The following is an 18167-nucleotide window of genomic DNA, read 5'->3' as shown; positions in this document are numbered from 1 at the left end:
TTGTATAATATCATTTTCTGCCAAAATCTGCAATAGATAATTTTGTTCGACAAATAGCAACGAATCATCTTCAGATGAGCTTCTTTTGGGCCGTCGATTTCAACCTTAACCTCAGGATGGCAGATTCTATTCGTCCGGATGGTACAGAATTTATAGAAATTTTATACAAAAACCGACGCTAAGGCTGCGAATCGGGCTGGAATAAGAAGGAATTTACCATTGGATTGTCGAATTGGTTTTATTCTGAAAACCATATCCAATATAAAAATAGCATAGCCGAGGGGGCTCGTTCGATGCGCTGGACTGTCAGTAGAAAGCTTTCTTTGGGTTTTATTACCATGTTGCTCCTTACTACCATCACCGCCGTTCTTGCTTTAAACCGTATGATGTTTATCCAAAACCGCGTAGAGCAAGTTACCGAAAACTCGATGCCCAAGGTGAAAGAAATCAACCGGATTTATTTCGAGACGGAGCATGTGCTTAATTTGGTGTTCCGCCACAAAGACAGCAGCGATGCTCAAGCGCGCAAAACCCTAGAGGATGAAATCGGCGCAAGCTACGCCTTGGTCGAATCGACGGTGCAGCAGTACGAGTCCCAGATCACAGCCGACGAAGAACGAAGCAACTTTGCTTCCTTCAAGGAAAGTTGGGACGAATTCAAAAAGAACACGCAAAAAACGTTAGTCACCAGCCGCAGCAACCCCCAGCAAGCCATGATCCTGATCGATGCCGGCCACCGTATTTTTGACGAAATGCAGAAGCATTTGACCAGTTTGGTCGAATGGAACCACAAGCAGGCTGAAACCTCCGCACTGGAAGCAAAAAAAGCATATCGCGATAGCTTAATATGGGTGTATGTCATTCTCGGAATCAGCGTGGCGGTCGCCATCGGCATCAGCACGCTGTTCCTCCTTCTGATTGCCCGCCCGCTGCGTCTGGTCACCGGCAGTATCGTACGGGTCGCGGACGGCGACCTGACCGTTCCGCCGCTTTCCGTGAAAAGCCGCGATGAAACCGGCCAACTGGCCGACGCCCTGAATCGCATGGTCCGCGAGCTTCATACGGCGATCAGCCGCTCTTCGGAAGCTTCGCAGCAGGTCGCGCAGCTGGCCGATTCGCTAGCGGCCGACGCCAGTCAAACGACGATCGCCGCGCAGCAGATTGCCGACGCCTCCCGGCAGGTAGCCGGAGGAGCGCAAGCGCAGCTGACGACCTCGAAGGAAACCGCCGTCGTGATGGAAGAAATGGCCGCAGGGATCGGCCGGATTTCGGAGGCAACCTCGGAAATGGCGGAGCAGTTCCAGCTGACAGCCGCCAATGCGGTGAAAGGCACGGTGTCGATGGACGAAGCGGAAGAGCAGATGAACGCCATTTCCACAACAACCAAGCAGACCTCGGAACGTATGGAACGGCTGAGCAAACGTTCCGACGAAATCGGAGGCATTGTGAAATTAATCTCCGAGATCGCTTACCAAACGAATTTGCTGGCATTGAACGCTTCGATTGAGGCGGCAAGAGCCGGGGAAAGCGGCAAAGGCTTCGCGGTCGTCGCGGCCGAGGTAAAGAAGCTGGCTACCCAATCCGAAGCGGCCGCCAAGGAAATTACCCAGCGCATCCACTTGATTCAAGGGGAAACGAAAGATACGGCCGGAGCGATCCGCGAGGTTACGGAGCAGGTTACGGCAGGCATCCATTTGGTGAGCGACTCCGGCCGCAGCTTCCGGGACATTGCCGCTTCTATCGAGCAATTGAACGGTCATATTCAGGAAGTGTCCGCCACGGCGGAAGAAATGGCGGCGACCACGGAGCAGATTACCGCCTCGGTTACGTCCACGGCGATGATCGCCCAGACCTCCAGCGACAGCACGGAAAGCGTCGCCGCAGCTTCGAACGAGCAGTTCGCTTCGATGGAACGCATCTCCGGCAGCGCGGAGTCGCTTACGCTGCTTGCAGCAGAGCTTCGCGAGAGCATTCGCCGCTTCCGGCTGTAAGACTGTTCGCAAAAAAGCACCTGCTTAGGCAAGCAAGTGCTTAGACCAACCTATAAAACTTCCGACAACATAGGGATCGCGTCCTGCGCTCCCAAGCGTGTCACTGCAATGGACGAGGCGCGCTGGGCGATATCCACCGCTTCGTCCATGCTTTTGCCGGCGATAATCATCGCGGCCAGCGTACCGGAGAACGTGTCCCCGGCCGCCGTCGTATCGACGGCTTGAACCTTGCGCGCTTCCTTGTATACGTTCTCCGTTCCGTTATAATACACGATGCCCTTTTCTCCGAGCGTAATGAGCGGATAGCGGATCCCTTTGTCCCGCAGCTTGTTCAAAGCCTCGAAAGCATCGTCGGTGCTCCGGATCTCGACACCCGTGTAGAGGCGGCATTCGATTTCGTTCGGCGTAAAATAATCGACTCCCTGCAACATCGCATCCTCGGTCGGAACCGCTGGCGCGGGATTCAGGAAAATCGGCACTTGGCCTTTCACCAGACGAATCACCTCGTAAACCGTCTCCATGGGTATTTCCAGCTGCAGCATCACAGCCGCGGACGAAAGCAGCTCTTGCTTGTAGCCTTGGATATAACCGGGAGAGACTTCGTTATTGGCGCCGCCGTCGAGAAGGATGCTGTTATTTCCGTTGCATACGGTGATGGCTGCCACGCCCGTCGTGACGCCCTGCTCGCGCTTGAGGAAGTCCGTGCGCACACCGAAGCCGCTAAGCCGGTCGATCAGGGACTGGCCGAAAATATCTTCGCCCACCTTCCCCATAAACCACGTTTCGGCGCCCATCTTGGCGCAAGCTACCGCTTGATTGGCCCCTTTGCCGCCGGGCGCGAGGAAAAATCCGTCACCCCGCATCGTCTCCCCGATCTCGGGAAGACGGCTTGTCCGCATAACCATATCCATATTTGCACTGCCGACAACCATAATTTTCATCGGATTCCGCCCTCTTCGTTACAAATTCACCGGACCGGACTTCTAGAGCTCCGTGACTCGAATATTGCTGTAGTAGGCCCTCGCCGCGCCGAGGGTGCTGACCCCGTACATGCCGTAGCCGAACGTACCGTCCGTATGCTGCAGAATTTGCTCCCCGTTGATGAACAGCGTGATGACCTGCCCTTGCACCGTCACCTTGAATTCATAGTTCTGACCAAGCTGCCAGGGGTAACTGGCTCCGGTTAGTTTAGTATAACCGAAATCGTTCAGGTAGAGGGAGACTTGATCTTTGCCGTCAAAGCCTGCGTGATACCCGCGCATCGCTCCTTGGGCGCGAACCGCCACCAGATGCGAATCGCCAATTTGCGGGTTGATGTTCACAGTTACGGTATAATCCGTGGCAAAATAGTTGCCCGTATACGCTTCGCTAGGCTCGGCGGTCATCAGATACATCGAGCCGTCCACCAGGCTCCAGGCGCCGTGATTATGGGCAAAAGGCGTCACGCAGCCGAAATCGCCCGACTGTTTATGGAAATCAATCGTGTAGTCGGCTTTGCCGGAAATCCGGAATTCGTCAATAAAGATGCGGCCGAGGCTTTTCGGCTTGCGCGTCGAATACGATTCGAGCACGATACCGACCTCGTCGATCAGCTCGCCTTCCGAATCGGGAATGACGAACTCCACCTCAATCCACTCTTGGTTCACAAGCTTGATATAGCCTTGGACGAGCTCTCTCTTGCTTTTATGCAGCCGGACGTAAGGAGCGATGCCCATCGTCTCGTTGCCGCCCCATTGATCCAGATAAATGCTCATCGATACTTTCTGACCCGAATACGCTCTCGGCGCAAACGTCGGCGAATACCGCTCGTCGCTGAAATCGGCGCGGGTGTAGAAAGGCTTGTAAAAGATTTTCGACTTCTCGCCGCGGGTCATGCGGTCAAACACAACTTCGAGCGAGCCGGTTCCCCGGAAAGCTTTCTCCGTCGAATGCCGCGCCTGGCAGAAGAACGGATCGGATACCCGGATATTGTGCGTCGAGCCCGGCAGCTCGAAATCAAAATAAACGTCGCGTTCCGTAAAGCTGTCGACGATTTCCTGCGGGCACGGCTCCTTCGCGAGACGGTAGCCCAGAATCGTCAATTCCTTGGCATACGTAGGAATATCCAGTATGTTCAGGTAGCCGGAGATGCCCGACATCACGATGGAATCATTGATCGGCTTGCGGTACTTGTCCGCAATGCCTTCCAGGCCGCAGGCGACGCCGAGCACAGTGCCGACGTTGCCCGCATTGCAGTCGGTGTCCCAGCCGCACATCGTGGCGATTTCCACCGTCCGGTTGAAGTCGCCCTGGCCGTAAATCATCGCCAGTACGCAGACGCCAGCATTTGGAATAATATGACAGACGCCGGTATATTTGTCGTAGCCCCAGTCTCTTTCGAGCATATCGCGGCATGCCCGGAAATCGTCCGGCTGCTGCGCATGGAATTCCAGCACCGCTCTCGCCACCTGCGCATAGAGCGAATTCGCAGGAATTTGCCCGAGCCCCGCTTCGATAATCTCGCGGATATCCGATGTTTCGAACGCCTTGGAGATCGCCGCGCAGAAAAATCTCGCCCCCAGCACCCCCTCGCCATCGTGCGAGACGCGGGCCGCAGCCTCGCCGAAATCGGCGGCTTTCTTCGGATTGCACGGATTGACCAAGCCCCACGTATCGATAAAAATTTGCCCGCCGATCTGCTCGGCGATGATGAGCCCGTTCTGCTCGATCGAGCCGGATTGCGGGGCCGGAATTCCTTTCTTCAGGTTGATGTAAGCCGTATGCTCCGTGCTGACGCCATAGCCGCCCCACCAGAACATCCCGATGCCTTCGCGGGCGTAGTTCAGCCAGGCGCGGGCCACGTCGTTTGGGGTAATATCGCGGTCGACCGCATCGTCATACAAGGCCCGCAGAAAATAATACGGGCCGTTCGCGTCGTCATCGGCAGCGAAATTTTTGAATTCCTTTACGTAGTCCGTTATCTCGCCGTACGTGTTTTTAATCCGCTCATAAGTCCAGATCGTCGGCTCCACCGGCGCGCCCAGCCTTATGCCGATATTCATGCCCAAATACCCTGCGTAAACTTTCTCTAAATAATTCGAAGGAATCATGTTCCGTGCACCGCCTTTAAAATAATGTTTACCGGACTTCCAAAAACTTCTGCCGCTTGCTGTTCAATTCCAGATCCTCCTGGATAATCGCCGCGGCTGCTTCGATAAACCGGTCGCAGCTCCCTTCGATATCCTGCTTATTGACCTCTTCCAGCACCGCGATTTCGTCGGCCGGAATCGCCCGAGCGCCCTGCATCGCGCCCAGAATGGCGCCGATCATGACGCCGATCGAATCGGTATCGCGGCCGGAGCTTACGCCGTCCTTGACCGCCTCAAGGAAATCGCCGTCGTGCAGGACCATGTAAGCCAGCGCCAGCGGCAGCTCCTCGATGGAGAACAACCGGCTTGGCGTGTAATGATTCGAAGGGATGCCGACTTTATCGATGCTCCGGTTGACGTCGTCGCGCATCGGAGAGTAGACTGCCATCACTTCGTGTAAAGCATGGACAACCTTGTCCCGGTCCGCTTTATCCGCTTGCAGAAGCAGGGCCTTCTCGCAAAGAGCGTAAATGGCCCGCTTCGTGCCATCCTTGGCATACCGCACCGCGGTCTCCGCCACATCATGCACCGTGACGCCCGGCTCGAACGCCTTAGCGACGCAGCAGGCCATCACGCCCGCCGCTTCCAGCCCGTAGCTGATTTGATGGCCGGAGGCGAACAAAATCGCTTCGTCGTATGCGCCCTTCGGGTTGCAGGCGTTCACGATCCCGACAGGAGCGATGTACATGGCCGCTCCGCAGTTGACCATATTGCCGTAACCGCCCTCGCGGGGCTCGCAATTGGCAAGCACGTGCCGGTTGAAAATATGCTTCTCGGGATAAAACAACCGGTCCAAAATAAGCGCCTCTCTGCCGAACTCCGGAATATACCGTGGCCGGAAGGCAATTTCCTTCACAAATTCGTTCGCCATATCGTAGGCGTCCAGATGACGACGCTCCGTGCAGTACACGTTCATCAGCGCCAGCGTCATGAGCGTATCGTCCGTCACGATGCCTTGGCCGCGCATTCGGCCGAGCCGCGCCGTCTCCGGCCAATCCGCCTTCCACCACTTCGTTTTCGTCGTTTCGACGCGGCCGTATTTTTCTTTAATTTGACCATAGGTCATTTTCTCCACGACCGCGCCCATCGCATCGCCGTACGCCGTCCCGAAGACGACACCCTTCACCCGATCCGCAAAAGACAGCATCAGTTCCTCTCCCCTCCGCAGGAAGTGCGTGGCTCCCGCCCCGCACTTGACCGGCCGTTTATTTTATCGTTTGATTGGCGTAATCCGTTATTTCCTTGCCGCCTGCGGCGTTCCAGGCTTGCACGAACTGGTCGAAATCCGCGATCGTTTTCTTGCCCGTCACCACGTTGGCCGCAAATTCTTTGTAAAGCGCGTTGCAGGCGTCCCATTTGGCTGCAAGCTCCGCAGGAATGATGAAGCTGTTGTCTTTTTTGGACAGCTTGGACATCATCTCCAGCGATTTCGCCGCCGGCTCGGACAGGTAAGGCGTCGACGGGTCGAACTCCGGCTTGAAGTTCACGGTCGACTCGACGAACCGCGGGTACCATTCGGCCGACTTGGCCGTCAGCTTGATTTTGTTGTCGACGACGGTATATTGCTCGCCTTCGATGCCGAGCTTATCGAGCAGTTGGCCTTTCGGGCTGGCCAAATACTCCAAAACGGCGAACGCCATCTCTTTGTTTTTGGCCGTTTTGGCAATCGCGAAGCCGCGGCTCTCCTTGCTTACGTCGACCGGGATGTAGCCTTGCCCTTTCCCTTTTGCCGGCGGCAGAGGCATTACCTTCGCGGCGGCTCCGTTCTGCGACGTCGATTTCGTGTTGTAAATGTCGATGACTTTGCCCTGCGTTCCGGCGATAATCGCCGCTTGACCGTCGTAGAACGCTTTCTCTTTCGTGTCCCATTTCTTGGTCAGGAATTCGGGATCGAGCAGGCCGTCCTTGTACAGCTTCGCGTAAAACTCCAGCTTGTCTTTTTCGAAGGAGGTCGTTTTGCCGAATACGTACTTGCCGTCCTCGCCTTTCAGCCAAGTGGAGGTCAGTCCGAACGCCTGCCCGAACATCGCATCAAGCTCGTCGAGCGTACCGGCTGTCGTATAGGCGAATTTGGCGCCGTTCTTTTCTTTCAGCTCTTTGAAGAAGTTATAGTAGTTGTCCACGGTCGGGTTAACCAGCAGCTCCTTGCCGGAAGCCGTCTTGTCAAACCAATCCTGGCGCACGACCGGAACCGAGCTGCTCGTCGGCGACAGCCATACCAGATACGGATAGTTCTTCGTTCTTTCCTGGTTGTACGGGTTCATGGACGCTTTCACGTGCGTCGATTTTTCGATGTACGGCGTCAAATCTTCCAGAATGTTTTGGGTAACCGCGAACTGGTAGTCGCCGCCTTGGAAATAAATCAGATCGGGAATGTTGCCGCTTTGCAGCAGCAGGCCCAGCTTCTCGGAGTACGTGCCGCTCTGCACGGGAACGAGCTGCAGCTTCACGTTTTTGCCTTCGGCTTTCATGCCTTCTTCGATGCCTTTGAGCAATTTATCGTCGGGCTGCAGGTCCTTGTCGACAATCGTAATCGTGACCGGCTGGTCGCCCGACGGCGCCGCGCCCGAACCGCCCGGAGCTGTCGAACTGCCGGAGCTGCACGCGGTGGAGACGACCAGCAAGCTTGCGGCAAGCAGGGTGAACATTTTTCTCATTTCTATTTCCTCCCCAATGTCTTGTGTGGTTTATTCTTTGACGCCGCCATCCATTACTCCGCTGGTGTAATACTTCAGAATAATAGGATAGAGCATAAGAATCGGAATCATGGCAATGACGATTGTAGCCGCTTTCAGCGAAGAGAAATCGAGCTGCGCGATATTGTTGTTTTGGAGCAGATTCGCTGCGCCGACCAACGTCGAAGTGTCCCGTTCCACAACGAATTGTCTAAGCAGCACCTGCAGCACCGTGTTCTCGCGGCTGGACAAGAAGATGCTGGATTTGAAAAACTCGTTCCACTTCGCAATCGCGTAGAACATCCCGATCGTCAGCAGCGGTATGCGCGCCAGCGGCATAACGATCCGGATAAACAGGGTCATGTGCCCGGCGCCGTCAATTCTGGCCGCCTCCAGCAAGGACTCCGGAATTTCTTCCAGGAAACGCATCATAATAATCAAGTAGTACACGTTGATCATCCGATAAAGCACCATCGACCACAGACTGTCGAGCAGATGCAGATCCTTCATGACCATATATTCCTGAACGATCCCCGGCTCGAAAATCATGATGATAATCAGAAAAATCATAATCGGGGTTTTGCCGACCAAGTTTTTCCGCGTTAAGACGTAAGCCGCAATCGTCGTAAAAAAGATGCACAAGCCCGTACCGACCACGGTAATAAACAGCGAATTCAGCAGCGCCTTGCCGACAATCGGATTGCCGAGAACGACTTGAAAATTGATCAGCGAGAACCCCTTAGGCAGCAGATCATAGCCTTTCAGCTGATGAACGCGGTCCGGATGCGATAACGCTCTGGCAAACAAGTTTACAATCGGCACGAACATCGTCAGCGTCAGGAGCGTCAGCAGCAGGCCGATCACTAGTTTGGAAACGGTTATTTTTTTGCCTACCATCTTGGCACCCCCTTACCATGCGCCTTTCGAGGTCAATTTCTTCGAGATAAAATGAGTGGACAGGACGAGCACGACGCCAATCAGGCTCTTGAACAGGTTGGCCGCTGTAGCGAACGAATACTGCCCGTTGATCAAGCCGACACGGTACACGTACGTATCGATAATATCGATCTGGCTGTTGACGGAATCGTTGGTGAAGTTCAGCACCTGATCGAGCCCGGCGTTCATAATGAAGCCGACATTCAGGATAAAAATCGTCACCATCGGGACGTACAGATGCGGCAGCACCACCCGCGTCACAATGTGCCAGCGGGTTGCCCCGTCGACATAAGCCGCTTCGTACAAGCTGGGGCTGACGCCCATGATCGCAGCCAGGAAAATAATCGAGTCCCACCCGATACTGCGCCAAGCTTCGCTCGCAATCAGCACCCACCGGATACTTCCTTTATCCGTCAGGAAATCTTGCGGCGGAAAGCCGAGCGCCTTGATCAGCTCGTTCACCGCTCCCGTAGACGGGGAGAGAAATTCGAACCAAATCCCCGCAATAACGACCCACGACAGGAAGTGAGGCAAGTAGGAGACGACCTGCACCGCCTTGCGGAATTTGCCGTTCGCGAACTCGTTGAGCATCAGTGCGAACAGGATCGGGATCGGAAAAATCAGAAACATTTTCATCGCGCTAATGATTAATGTATTGGCTAGGACATTGGAAAATATGGGCGTGCTGAACAGCTCGCGGAAATATTTAAACCCGACATACACATGATCTCCGAGAATCCGGTATTCGTAAAAGGCCAGCTTCATGCCGATAATCGGCCACACATGGAAAATGACGAAATACGCGAGACACGGGAGAAGCATGAGATAAAGCATTTTATCGGCCCATATTCGATTCAGCTTCGAATACGCTTTCATCCGTTACACCTCCTGACGGATCACAAGTTGATCTCCAGTTCCATCAACGGCGCATGCTGCTGCGCCCCGTACACGTCCCGGTCCAGGAAGGTGCCCGACGAAACCTTTCTCGCAAACGTTATTTTGAATCCAAGCGCCTGATCGAAGAAGACGATCTGCGTAATGTGATGCCGCTCAATATTGTAGAGCCGCGAGACGAGCTCTTTATTGATCAGGCCTTGCTCTTTGATTTTGTAATAAATGGCCGGATCATCGAACAGCACGTCTACCGTAATTTCAAAGGGACCGCTGTTTTTGCTGCGCAGGACGGCCGCCGCATCGAATAGCTTCATAGGTTTACACCTCTTCATAATCGGTCGGGAACATTTCGAGTCCGTCCGAGACTTCCATCAGGTGGTAAACGGAGAACTCGTACACCGCGCCGAACGGCACGTCGCTCGGGGCGAACGGAAACGCCAAGTTCCCTGCCGTCGCTTTTCTTCCTTCATACCCGTAATGCAGGAAGGTCGATCTGACCGAGCTGCATACCGCATTGGCCAGCTCCTGCGTCTTGGCGACGACCTCGAACACGATCCCCAGCTCATGCGCCGGCTTGCGCTGCGGCTCCAGCTCGCCCAACACCCCGTCGAGGCCGTAGTTGATGAAATGAATCTTGTAGTCGTCAGGCGAAACCTCGCTGTAATAGTCGCGCACCTGCTGCTTGACCAGCTCTTCGACCTCTTCGATCTTCGCGATCAGCAGCGGATCGCGGACTCCTGCGACGACAAACGTGCGGTAAGCCACCTTCATCGCGCCTTCCAGCTTGATCTTGTACACCGGCGTCTCGGAGATCCGGCTGCCGCGCACTTCGACGCTGCCGTCTCCAAGCTCCGTAAAAACGCAATGCTCCAGATGGAGTACCAAGCCCGGTCCGTGCAAAATGTACGGGTGATCCTTCTCATAAAACGTGTGCGCTGCCACCGACACCGCGGTACATTTACGGGCTTCATTGAGCGGCCGCACAATAAACGAATCCGCTTTCAAGATACCGAGCATGCAGTCCTTCGTCGTTCCCGGCTCCGCGGAAAGCGCGGCGCACTCCAGGATTTTGCCGAGATGGTAAGCAAGCGCCGGATCATAGCCATGATGCATGGCCACAGCCGCGAAGGGCGACGGGTCGTACGCGCGGCCGCAAATAATAATGTCTGCCGCCTCCTCCAACGCCGCAATAATCGGTTCGTGCCCCATCTGCGCGACAATGCGGCTGGTAGCCGCAAGCCGTTCCGGCGTCAGCGGCGCAACGGTCAGGCCCAGCGGCTCGCATTGGCCTGCTTCCAGCTTCGACGCCACCACCTCGTGAGGAATGTCCGCCCAGATCGTCGCTACCTTGATGCCGCGGATCCCGTGCTCTTGCAGAATTTCCATGACGATCTCCCGGGTCCACTCCACATGAACCTGTGCGCCGCTTCCACCGGCCGACCCGATAATGACCGGGATGCCTGCGTTGACTCCCTCGGTTATGATGATTTCGAGATCCTTCTTGCAGGCCTGCTTGCTGACAATCGCCGTGCCTGCGCCCAATTTATGAGGCCCCGCGTCGGTGGAGCCGGCGTCCACCACAATCGCATCCGGGCCGCAAGCCATCCCGTTCATAAAGGAGGACTTCGGAAACCCGTAGCCCAGCATCCCGCAAGGGGCCAAAATTTTGAACTCGTCCTTTGCCATATGACTCCTCCGTCCTATCCGCTACGTTTATCTGTATTCCACCATCTCACACATATTTTGGATATTGGGTAATTGGGTGGTCCAATTTAAACGTCAAAAGGATGCTGATCATCCGTTTGACTCCGCTTTGTTCGCAGAAACATTTTGCTTCACCTGCTGGAGATGATGCAGGAGCGCCGCTTTGGCTTTTGCCGGATCTTTTTCCTTGATCGCTTGAAGAATGGCGTCATGCTCCTTGTACACTTCGCTTTTGCGGCCCGGGATATCGACCGTCTTGGTCAGCGTTTTTTGCAAAAGGTCCATGTGCAGGTCGATCAGGTTCACCAGCACGACGTTGTGCGTCGCTTTGGCGATCGAGAGATGGAACGCCTGATCGGGATTGACGGGATCGTCGGAGTCGCTGTCGATCGTCCCCCAACGCTCTAGAGCGCTTTCAATTTCCGCAATATCCTGCTCGGTCGCCCGGACCGCCGCCAGCTCCACGATGCCTGTCTCGAAAATTTCCCTTGCCTCCAGCAGCTCGATAATCGTCGCCCGCTCGATATTTTCGAGGATGCGCTTCGTATCTTCCGCCTTCGCCAGGTTTTTACTGAGGAAACGGCCGCCTCCCGGACGGGTTTCGATCAATCCCTCCCGCTCCAGAATGCGGAAAGCTTCGCGCAGCGTGCCGCGGCTGATGCCGAACGCTTGGGCCAGCTCCCGTTCCGTAGGCAGCACGTCCCCCGGAGCAAGGTTGCCTTCGAGAATGATATTTTCAATCTGCTCAATGACATCTTCATAGACCCGGTGGTATTTTATTTTTTTAATGGTCATTGTCCATTACCTTTCCATGAATAACGTTACTTTCGGATAATTGGATCACCCAATTGCCCACACCCTTATACTAAGCCTAATGATTAGACGTGTCAAGAAAAGATTAACGGCCAATAAAATTTGAAGACCATGGCGCAATCAACACTTTCAAAAAAACAACCACCCCCGGTCTTGAAGCCCGGCAGTGGTCGTTTAGCTTACAAATCAATCGATAAGATGCGTTGTTCTTAACAGCCTTTGAATAAGTGCGGCGGTTTCCGCACGCGTCATGCTGTCTTGCGGCTTCAGCAGCTGCCCGTCTTTTCCTTCGACGATGCCGGCTGCAACCATCATAGCTACAGCTTCCTTCGCCCAAGAAGAGACGTTCTTCGCATCACCGAACGACGAGAGTTGCGGATCCTGCTCACCCGGAGCAATCGTTTTTTGCGGATCGATCACACGATACGCGCGGGCAATCATGGCAATCCCCTGCTCTCTGGTGATCTGCTGTTCGGGTCGGAATGAGCTATCTTCATAGCCAAGCACGATGCCGAATTCATTGGCAATGGTCACGGCATGATGGTGCCAAGCCGACGAAGAAACATCATGGAATGTGCTCTGCGGCGCATCCTGGCGCATGAGACCCAGACCGGAGACGACGATGGCCGCAAACTCGGAACGGTTCACACTGCGATCCGGCGACCACGTATTGTTCCCCGTTCCCGCAAGATCCAGTCTCGCTGCAATATTGTTCACTTCCGCTCTCGCCCAATGGTTCTTCACATCATCGAAGTCCTGCGGATTCCAGATGACGGAGTACGTGCCATGGCTGCGCAAATCGTTGATCATGGCAAAATATCGGTTGTTCATTTTCGTAACGACCGTCGGAACGTGGAACACGGTTCCGTCCGGGTTGACGATAACGCCTGTCGTGATGCGATTCGGATCGATGCCTTCAGGCAGCGCAATGTATTTCGCGGCATATCCGCTCAATTGTCCCGCTCTGACCGTCCTTCCCTCGCGGGTAAAGGTCAAATCGAGATCGACCGGATCGACGAGCAGCTCGTATCCTTCTGCCGTCGCCTTGCTGCGGGCACTTTCGATCTGTGTGGCCGAAGAACGCTTAATATCAACATGGACCGCAATATCGCCAAGCGCTGCATGATTCCATTGCTTCGCAATGGCATCCAAGTCCAATTGTTTGCCGGGAACCGGATAAATCGCGAGCAAACTGCTGATTTCCAGGCGCGAGCCGGTATCGGCCAGACGCTTGACCATCTCAGCCGTCAAGCCATCCACCCGGACATCGCCTTCCTTCGGAATGCGGATGGCGAGCTTCTGTCCTTGGCCTTGCGACAACAGATCGTTCAGCTTGCCTGCGTCGACTTGAATCGTCGTACGCGTACGGCCGTCGGATTGCTCCGTCGTTCCCGTAGCAAACGAAGCGTCCTTACCGTTCACGCTCGTTTCGATACCTGCCGGGTTAGAAGCTACTCCGCCTCCCCAGTACGAGCCCCCACCGTTTCCGCTTGATGTGGTGGAGTCGGACGCTCTTGTTACGGTAATCGTATACTGCTTCACTTCGCCGTTCCGGTCGGTTACCTTGACGACGATCGTGTTGGCGCCAACGTTCAGCGCATAGTCCGGGCTGGCCTTTCCGTTAGTCAAGGCTGTAAACGCCCCACCGTTGACACTGATTTCGATGATTGCATTCGGATCCAGCGCCACCGGTGTCCATCCAAGCTGATAAACGCTGTTCGGTACGCTCATCGTGTAGGCTTCTTTGTCCGGATCGAAGGCCGGATTCAGACTTCCGGTAGAAGGCGTCAGCGAAGCCAGCTTGCTGGAGACGCGCAAAATTTCAATCGTGTAACTATTTTTCTTCCCGTTCGGGTCGGTCACTTCCACCTGGATCACATTCCGGCCTTCCTTCAGAGGCAGGTTATCCCAAGCCGCTGCGTTAACCTCTTGGCCGTTCAAGGTGACCGTAATCTTGCTATTCGGATTGAGCGCTTGCGGAGCGATGCCGACACCATAGACGGCATTCGATACCACAGCCTCATAATTCAAGGATTTATTCCCGTCAAACACCGGAGACAACGCGATTGGATTGCCGTTCTTCGAATCGACCACATCCAGCTTCCCAAGCACGGCATCCGACCGGTTTAATTGATTTCGTGCAGTTACCAGCGCAGCCAAGGCCGCGTCAACTTCCGCTTGTGTAGCGTTCGGATTGCTCAGCACCGCCTTGGCTTCGGCCAGTGCCTTTTGCAAGGCCTGCCAGCTTTCCGGAGTGAAGTTCGCTTCTACCAGGCCCTCGCTGTGAATTTCATCCGCTTTCGCTTGCAGCGCGGCTTTGTTCACTCCTGCATCTACAGGGACAAGGCCGGCTCTTGCCGCTTCTAACGCAGCCAGGGCCGCGTCAACTTCCGCTTGCGTGGCGTTCGGATCGTTCAGCACAGCCGCTGCGTTCGCCAGCGCCTGTTGCAAAGTTGCCCAGCTTTCCGGAGTGAAGTTCGCTTCTGCCAAGCCTTCGCTGTTGATGTTGTCGACTTTCGCTTGCAGAACGTCTTTTCCAACGGCCTCCAATGCCGCTCTTGCTGCTATCAGCGCGTCCTTCGCAGCATCAACCTCCGCCTGGGTCGCATTCGTCTTAGCCAATACGTTCCGTGCGTTGGTCAACGCATCTTGCAGCGCTTGCCAGCTCGCTTGGGTGTAGCCGTCTGCCGGCAGCTTTTCGGCCGTAATCTCGGCCTCTTTGTCGCGCAATTGGCTTAAGTCTACCAAAGTCTTTCTTGCCATCTCCAGCTTCGACAACGTTTGTCCCAGCTCGCTCGGGGTTGCCGACGGCGTTTTCTTCAACAAAGCGTTCGCCTCGGACAACGCGGTCGTCAACTGTCCCCAGCTTTCGGCCGTATAATCTCCTTCTTTCAAGCTTCCGAGATCAAGCTCGCCCTTGATTTCGTCCGCTTTGGCTTGCAGCTTGGCATAGGTGCTCTCCAAGCCTTGCCGTGCGGCTTCCAAAGCAGCCAGCGCCGCATCGACCTCTTCTTGGGTAGCGTTCGGGTTAGCCAGTACGGCTGCTGCCGACGTCAAAGCGTTCTGCAGCGCAGTCCAGCTTTCCGGGGTGTAGCTTTCTTTGGTCAGGCCCTGAACCCCGCTGATATTGACTTGCAGCTTGTCTTTGTTCACCTTCGCAAAAGAGAACAGAGAGCCATTGGCAAGCTTGCTGCTGTCAATCGTCGCTTCACCCGCCGTATTCAACGGAATAAGCTCTGTTGTCGTCCCGGCTGCGTCCCGGATGACCAGATAGTACCGGACAGCCGGGTTGTCCGCTGCCGTATCCAGCTTCAACGTGATGTCCGCGTCCTGCCAGTTCGTTTTCTCTACCTTGAATTCCCGCTTCATCAGCTTCAAATCATGCTGCTGCGTTTGTTGATTTTCCTTGATGACATCGTCATACTTGATCGTTCCGCCGTTGTCGCTGAACGCGAAGAAGGATAAGTCCGCTACGGAATTCGTATTTTCCGCATTCGTCGCTTTAATCTCATTGCCCAAAGCAATGGTTACCAAAGCGCCTTCTTCCTGAGATTTGGATTGCTTTTGCAGCAAATTGCTTCCATTATCGCGGCCGATGCCGGTAATCCGGTTGCCGTAACCCGCATTGCTCGAAGCCGTCCATATCTTGTCCGACCCGTTGCTGGTTACATAATCCGTTTTGCCTTTATTCAGCGTCAAACCGTATTTCAGTGCCAGATAGCTTTCAACCCGCTGCTTCTCAAGCTCGGTTTTGCTTGCGGGAAAAAGGACAACCTCAGCCACATCGCCTTTGTAATGATCCCAATTGTTCGTGCTTCCCCCGCCGAAAGTGCCTCCGATGACCGGGGTAAATGTAATCTCGTTGAATGTCTTGTTTCTGGTCATGGGTTGGGGCACGCCATCCAGTCTGCCCTGAGAGTCCCCCGAATTGGCCAGATCAAAACCGGCCAAATGATATCGGCTTGCATCGCGGAACGGAAAACCGTGATAAGTGACGAGCGCTCCGTTACCGATCCACAATTTATTGCTCCAGCCCGCGAAGAGACCTGCTCCATAACCGCCTGGACGAGGAGCTGCGGAACCTACGACCGTCCCCGCTCTCTGCTTGAAAACCGCATACCCTTCTTTGAAACGAATTTCCTTGCTGCCGATTAAAACCTCATTCGGATTTTGACTGGCTTTCGCCGTATTCTCAAACGTGACAGCCGGATTGAAATTGACTGCGCCAGTCTTATATTCCGGTGTTCCTACAATCGTAAATTGGTTCGTATTCGTCTGATCGGTCCAGCCGGTCAGTTGTCCTCCCGCCGCCGCGGCGTCTTTATCCGCTTTCAGCCATAACGATGCGCCGCTTACTCCTCCCGGGGCATTCGTGATACGCTCTCCCTCAGCGAATGTAAAGTACGAACCGTCTTTTAGCGCGTCGCTGTTGATCGTCACTTTTCCTGTTGCATCCAGCGGAAAAGCAGCCGTCGTCCCCGTGAATCCGGAATTATCGCTGATTACCAAATAGGTCGGCTTCGTACCGATCCCATCCAGCTGCAAGGTGATTTCTCGATCGGCCCAGTTCGTTTTAGCGAACTTGAAGACACGTTCCATCCGCTTCAGATTCGAATTGTCGACATCCTTACTGTAAGTTGCAGCGCCATTATTATCGCTGAACATCAAGAAGGATGTGTCATTAACAATACTGCCGCTCGCAAATTCTTTATTGGAGGCCAAGATTTCCGTTCCTGCCGCAATCGTAACCAGAGCTCCGTTATCCTGGGACTTGGACTGCTTTTGCTCCAGCCCGCTGCCGGAATCTTTGCCGATGCCTGTGATGCGATTGCCGTAACCGACATTCGCCTCTTTAGACCAAAATGGGCTGCCTGCGCTGTCAACGTAGTCCGACTGGCCTCCGTTCAAGGTAATACCATATTTCAACGCGAGATAGCTTTCAATTTTGCTTCGGTTTGCAGCGGTGCTTTCGGAAAAAAGGATTACCTCTGCAATCTCTCCGTCATAATTCGACCAGCCGCTGCTAGTGCCTCCAATCATTGGAGCGAATTCTAACGAAGCCGGCACGGGATAGCTTCCATTATTTAAGCTCGCCTCTCCGCTTTTCCCGTTCACACTCACATCAGCTTTAGATTTCTTGGAGCCGGTTGAGATGTCATATCCGGCCAAGTGATGGCTGGCCTTAGAAGTGCCGGTGTTAAAAGAATATTGATAGTACGTGTAATTCGTACCATTACCTACATAAAGCTTATTGTCTTGACTTCCAAAAACGGCAGCTCCATAGTTCGACAAATTGTACACGGAGCCTACGACGGTGCCGCTTCCCTTGAATACGGCGTACCCATCGGCATAATTAACCTTTTGCTTACCGCTCAAATAGCCATCTAGAGCGTCCTTGTTCGAAAAGGTAACGACGGGATTAAAGTTGACGCCGCCGGCCCGATAGCCCGGCGTTCCGTAGACTTGAAAACCGACCGTGCCCGTCTGATCCTCCCAGCCGGTTAGCGTGGAGGCCGGATCGGAAGTCGCAGGAGTGACACCCGCATCCGCTTTAAGCCATAAAACCGCTTTGTCCGCCCATGAAGGGAGGACATTCCCTGGAGCCGCATCCGCTTTCAGCGGGGCGATTCCGCCGGAGAAGCTCCCGAACACCAGCGCCACAATGAGCAGCAGGGCCATCCGCTTTCTCCAGTAAAACTGATTTCGTAAAAACACGCTTTATCCATCCTCCTCACTTTTCCGCATCCGGTGCTGTAACGGCCATTTGCCGAAAACAACACCCGGCGGATTTCTACATTTTCCCTGCCTACATCAGTATATCAACCCAATCTGTACAAAAAATGTACAAGTCTAAGGGTCTATATATAAATACTTCCTTTTAAGTAAAATAATCTGCCTCACGTTTAACCACGTCGATCCGTTTGGGGCGTTCGGCATGATTTGCGGACGGGTTTTGACTTTCTATTCGAAAGCGCCCGGTTCCGTTTTGCGTATGGCCTAGGAAGTCGTTCATTCTATAGGACAAT

Annotated in this window: 11 protein-coding genes; 1 reads left to right on the top strand and 10 read right to left on the bottom strand. The window is 54.4% G+C overall.

Going from position 1 to position 18167, the window contains the following annotated elements; translation table 11 throughout:
• The first annotated feature begins 293 nt into the window (after positions 1–293).
• Positions 294–1991, top strand: a complete 1698-nt coding sequence (locus tag PEH01S_RS06565; RefSeq protein WP_127484343.1) for a methyl-accepting chemotaxis protein — start codon at positions 294–296, stop codon at positions 1989–1991.
• 50 nt (positions 1992–2041) lie between these two features.
• Here the strand turns inward: PEH01S_RS06565 and rbsK are convergent, their stop codons facing one another.
• The 10 genes from rbsK to PEH01S_RS06515 all read right to left on the bottom strand — a co-directional run bounded on the left by rbsK (position 2042) and on the right by PEH01S_RS06515 (position 17856).
• On the bottom strand, positions 2042–2932 hold the full coding sequence (gene rbsK / locus PEH01S_RS06560) for a ribokinase (RefSeq protein ID WP_127484341.1): 891 nt from the start codon (positions 2930–2932) through the stop codon (positions 2042–2044).
• Between the two features lie 42 nt (positions 2933–2974).
• Positions 2975–5080, bottom strand: a complete 2106-nt coding sequence (locus PEH01S_RS06555) for an ADP-ribosylglycohydrolase family protein (RefSeq protein WP_174807108.1) — start codon at positions 5078–5080, stop codon at positions 2975–2977.
• A gap of 28 nt (positions 5081–5108) precedes the next feature.
• Positions 5109–6266 carry an ADP-ribosylglycohydrolase family protein gene (locus PEH01S_RS06550; RefSeq protein WP_127484339.1) on the bottom strand — a complete coding sequence of 386 codons (1158 nt, stop codon included), beginning with the start codon at positions 6264–6266 and terminating at the stop codon, positions 5109–5111.
• A 58-nt stretch (positions 6267–6324) separates the two neighbouring features.
• Entirely contained in the window at positions 6325–7776 is a 1452-nt protein-coding gene (locus tag PEH01S_RS06545; protein WP_127484337.1) for an extracellular solute-binding protein, read from the bottom strand.
• A gap of 30 nt (positions 7777–7806) precedes the next feature.
• A complete protein-coding gene (locus tag PEH01S_RS06540; RefSeq protein ID WP_025848628.1) occupies positions 7807–8691 on the bottom strand; it encodes a carbohydrate ABC transporter permease in 885 nt (294 codons plus the stop codon).
• 12 nt (positions 8692–8703) lie between these two features.
• The gene (locus tag PEH01S_RS06535) at positions 8704–9606 is read right to left on the bottom strand and encodes an ABC transporter permease (protein ID WP_025848629.1); all 903 of its coding nucleotides are present in this window, start codon (positions 9604–9606) and stop codon (positions 8704–8706) included.
• Positions 9607–9626: 20 nt separating this feature from the next.
• Complete coding sequence (locus PEH01S_RS06530; RefSeq protein ID WP_127484335.1) at positions 9627–9938, bottom strand: DUF4387 domain-containing protein; 312 nt, start codon at positions 9936–9938, stop codon at positions 9627–9629.
• Positions 9939–9942: 4 nt separating this feature from the next.
• The gene (locus PEH01S_RS06525; RefSeq protein ID WP_127484333.1) at positions 9943–11310 is read right to left on the bottom strand and encodes an acyclic terpene utilization AtuA family protein; all 1368 of its coding nucleotides are present in this window, start codon (positions 11308–11310) and stop codon (positions 9943–9945) included.
• 108 nt (positions 11311–11418) lie between these two features.
• Positions 11419–12123: a FadR/GntR family transcriptional regulator gene (locus PEH01S_RS06520; RefSeq protein WP_127484331.1), complete on the bottom strand. Its 705-nt coding sequence runs from the start codon at positions 12121–12123 to the stop codon at positions 11419–11421.
• Between the two features lie 204 nt (positions 12124–12327).
• On the bottom strand, positions 12328–17856 hold the full coding sequence (locus tag PEH01S_RS06515; RefSeq protein ID WP_127484329.1) for an S-layer homology domain-containing protein: 5529 nt from the start codon (positions 17854–17856) through the stop codon (positions 12328–12330).
• Positions 17857–18167 lie beyond the last annotated feature (311 nt).

Origin of the sequence: Paenibacillus ehimensis NBRC 15659 (assembly GCF_004000785.1) — a bacterium.
Lineage (GTDB): Bacteria > Bacillota > Bacilli > Paenibacillales > NBRC-103111 > Paenibacillus_G > Paenibacillus_G ehimensis.
The sequence above is the reverse complement of the archived record's forward strand: the minus strand, read 5'-3'. Positions and strand labels throughout refer to the sequence as shown.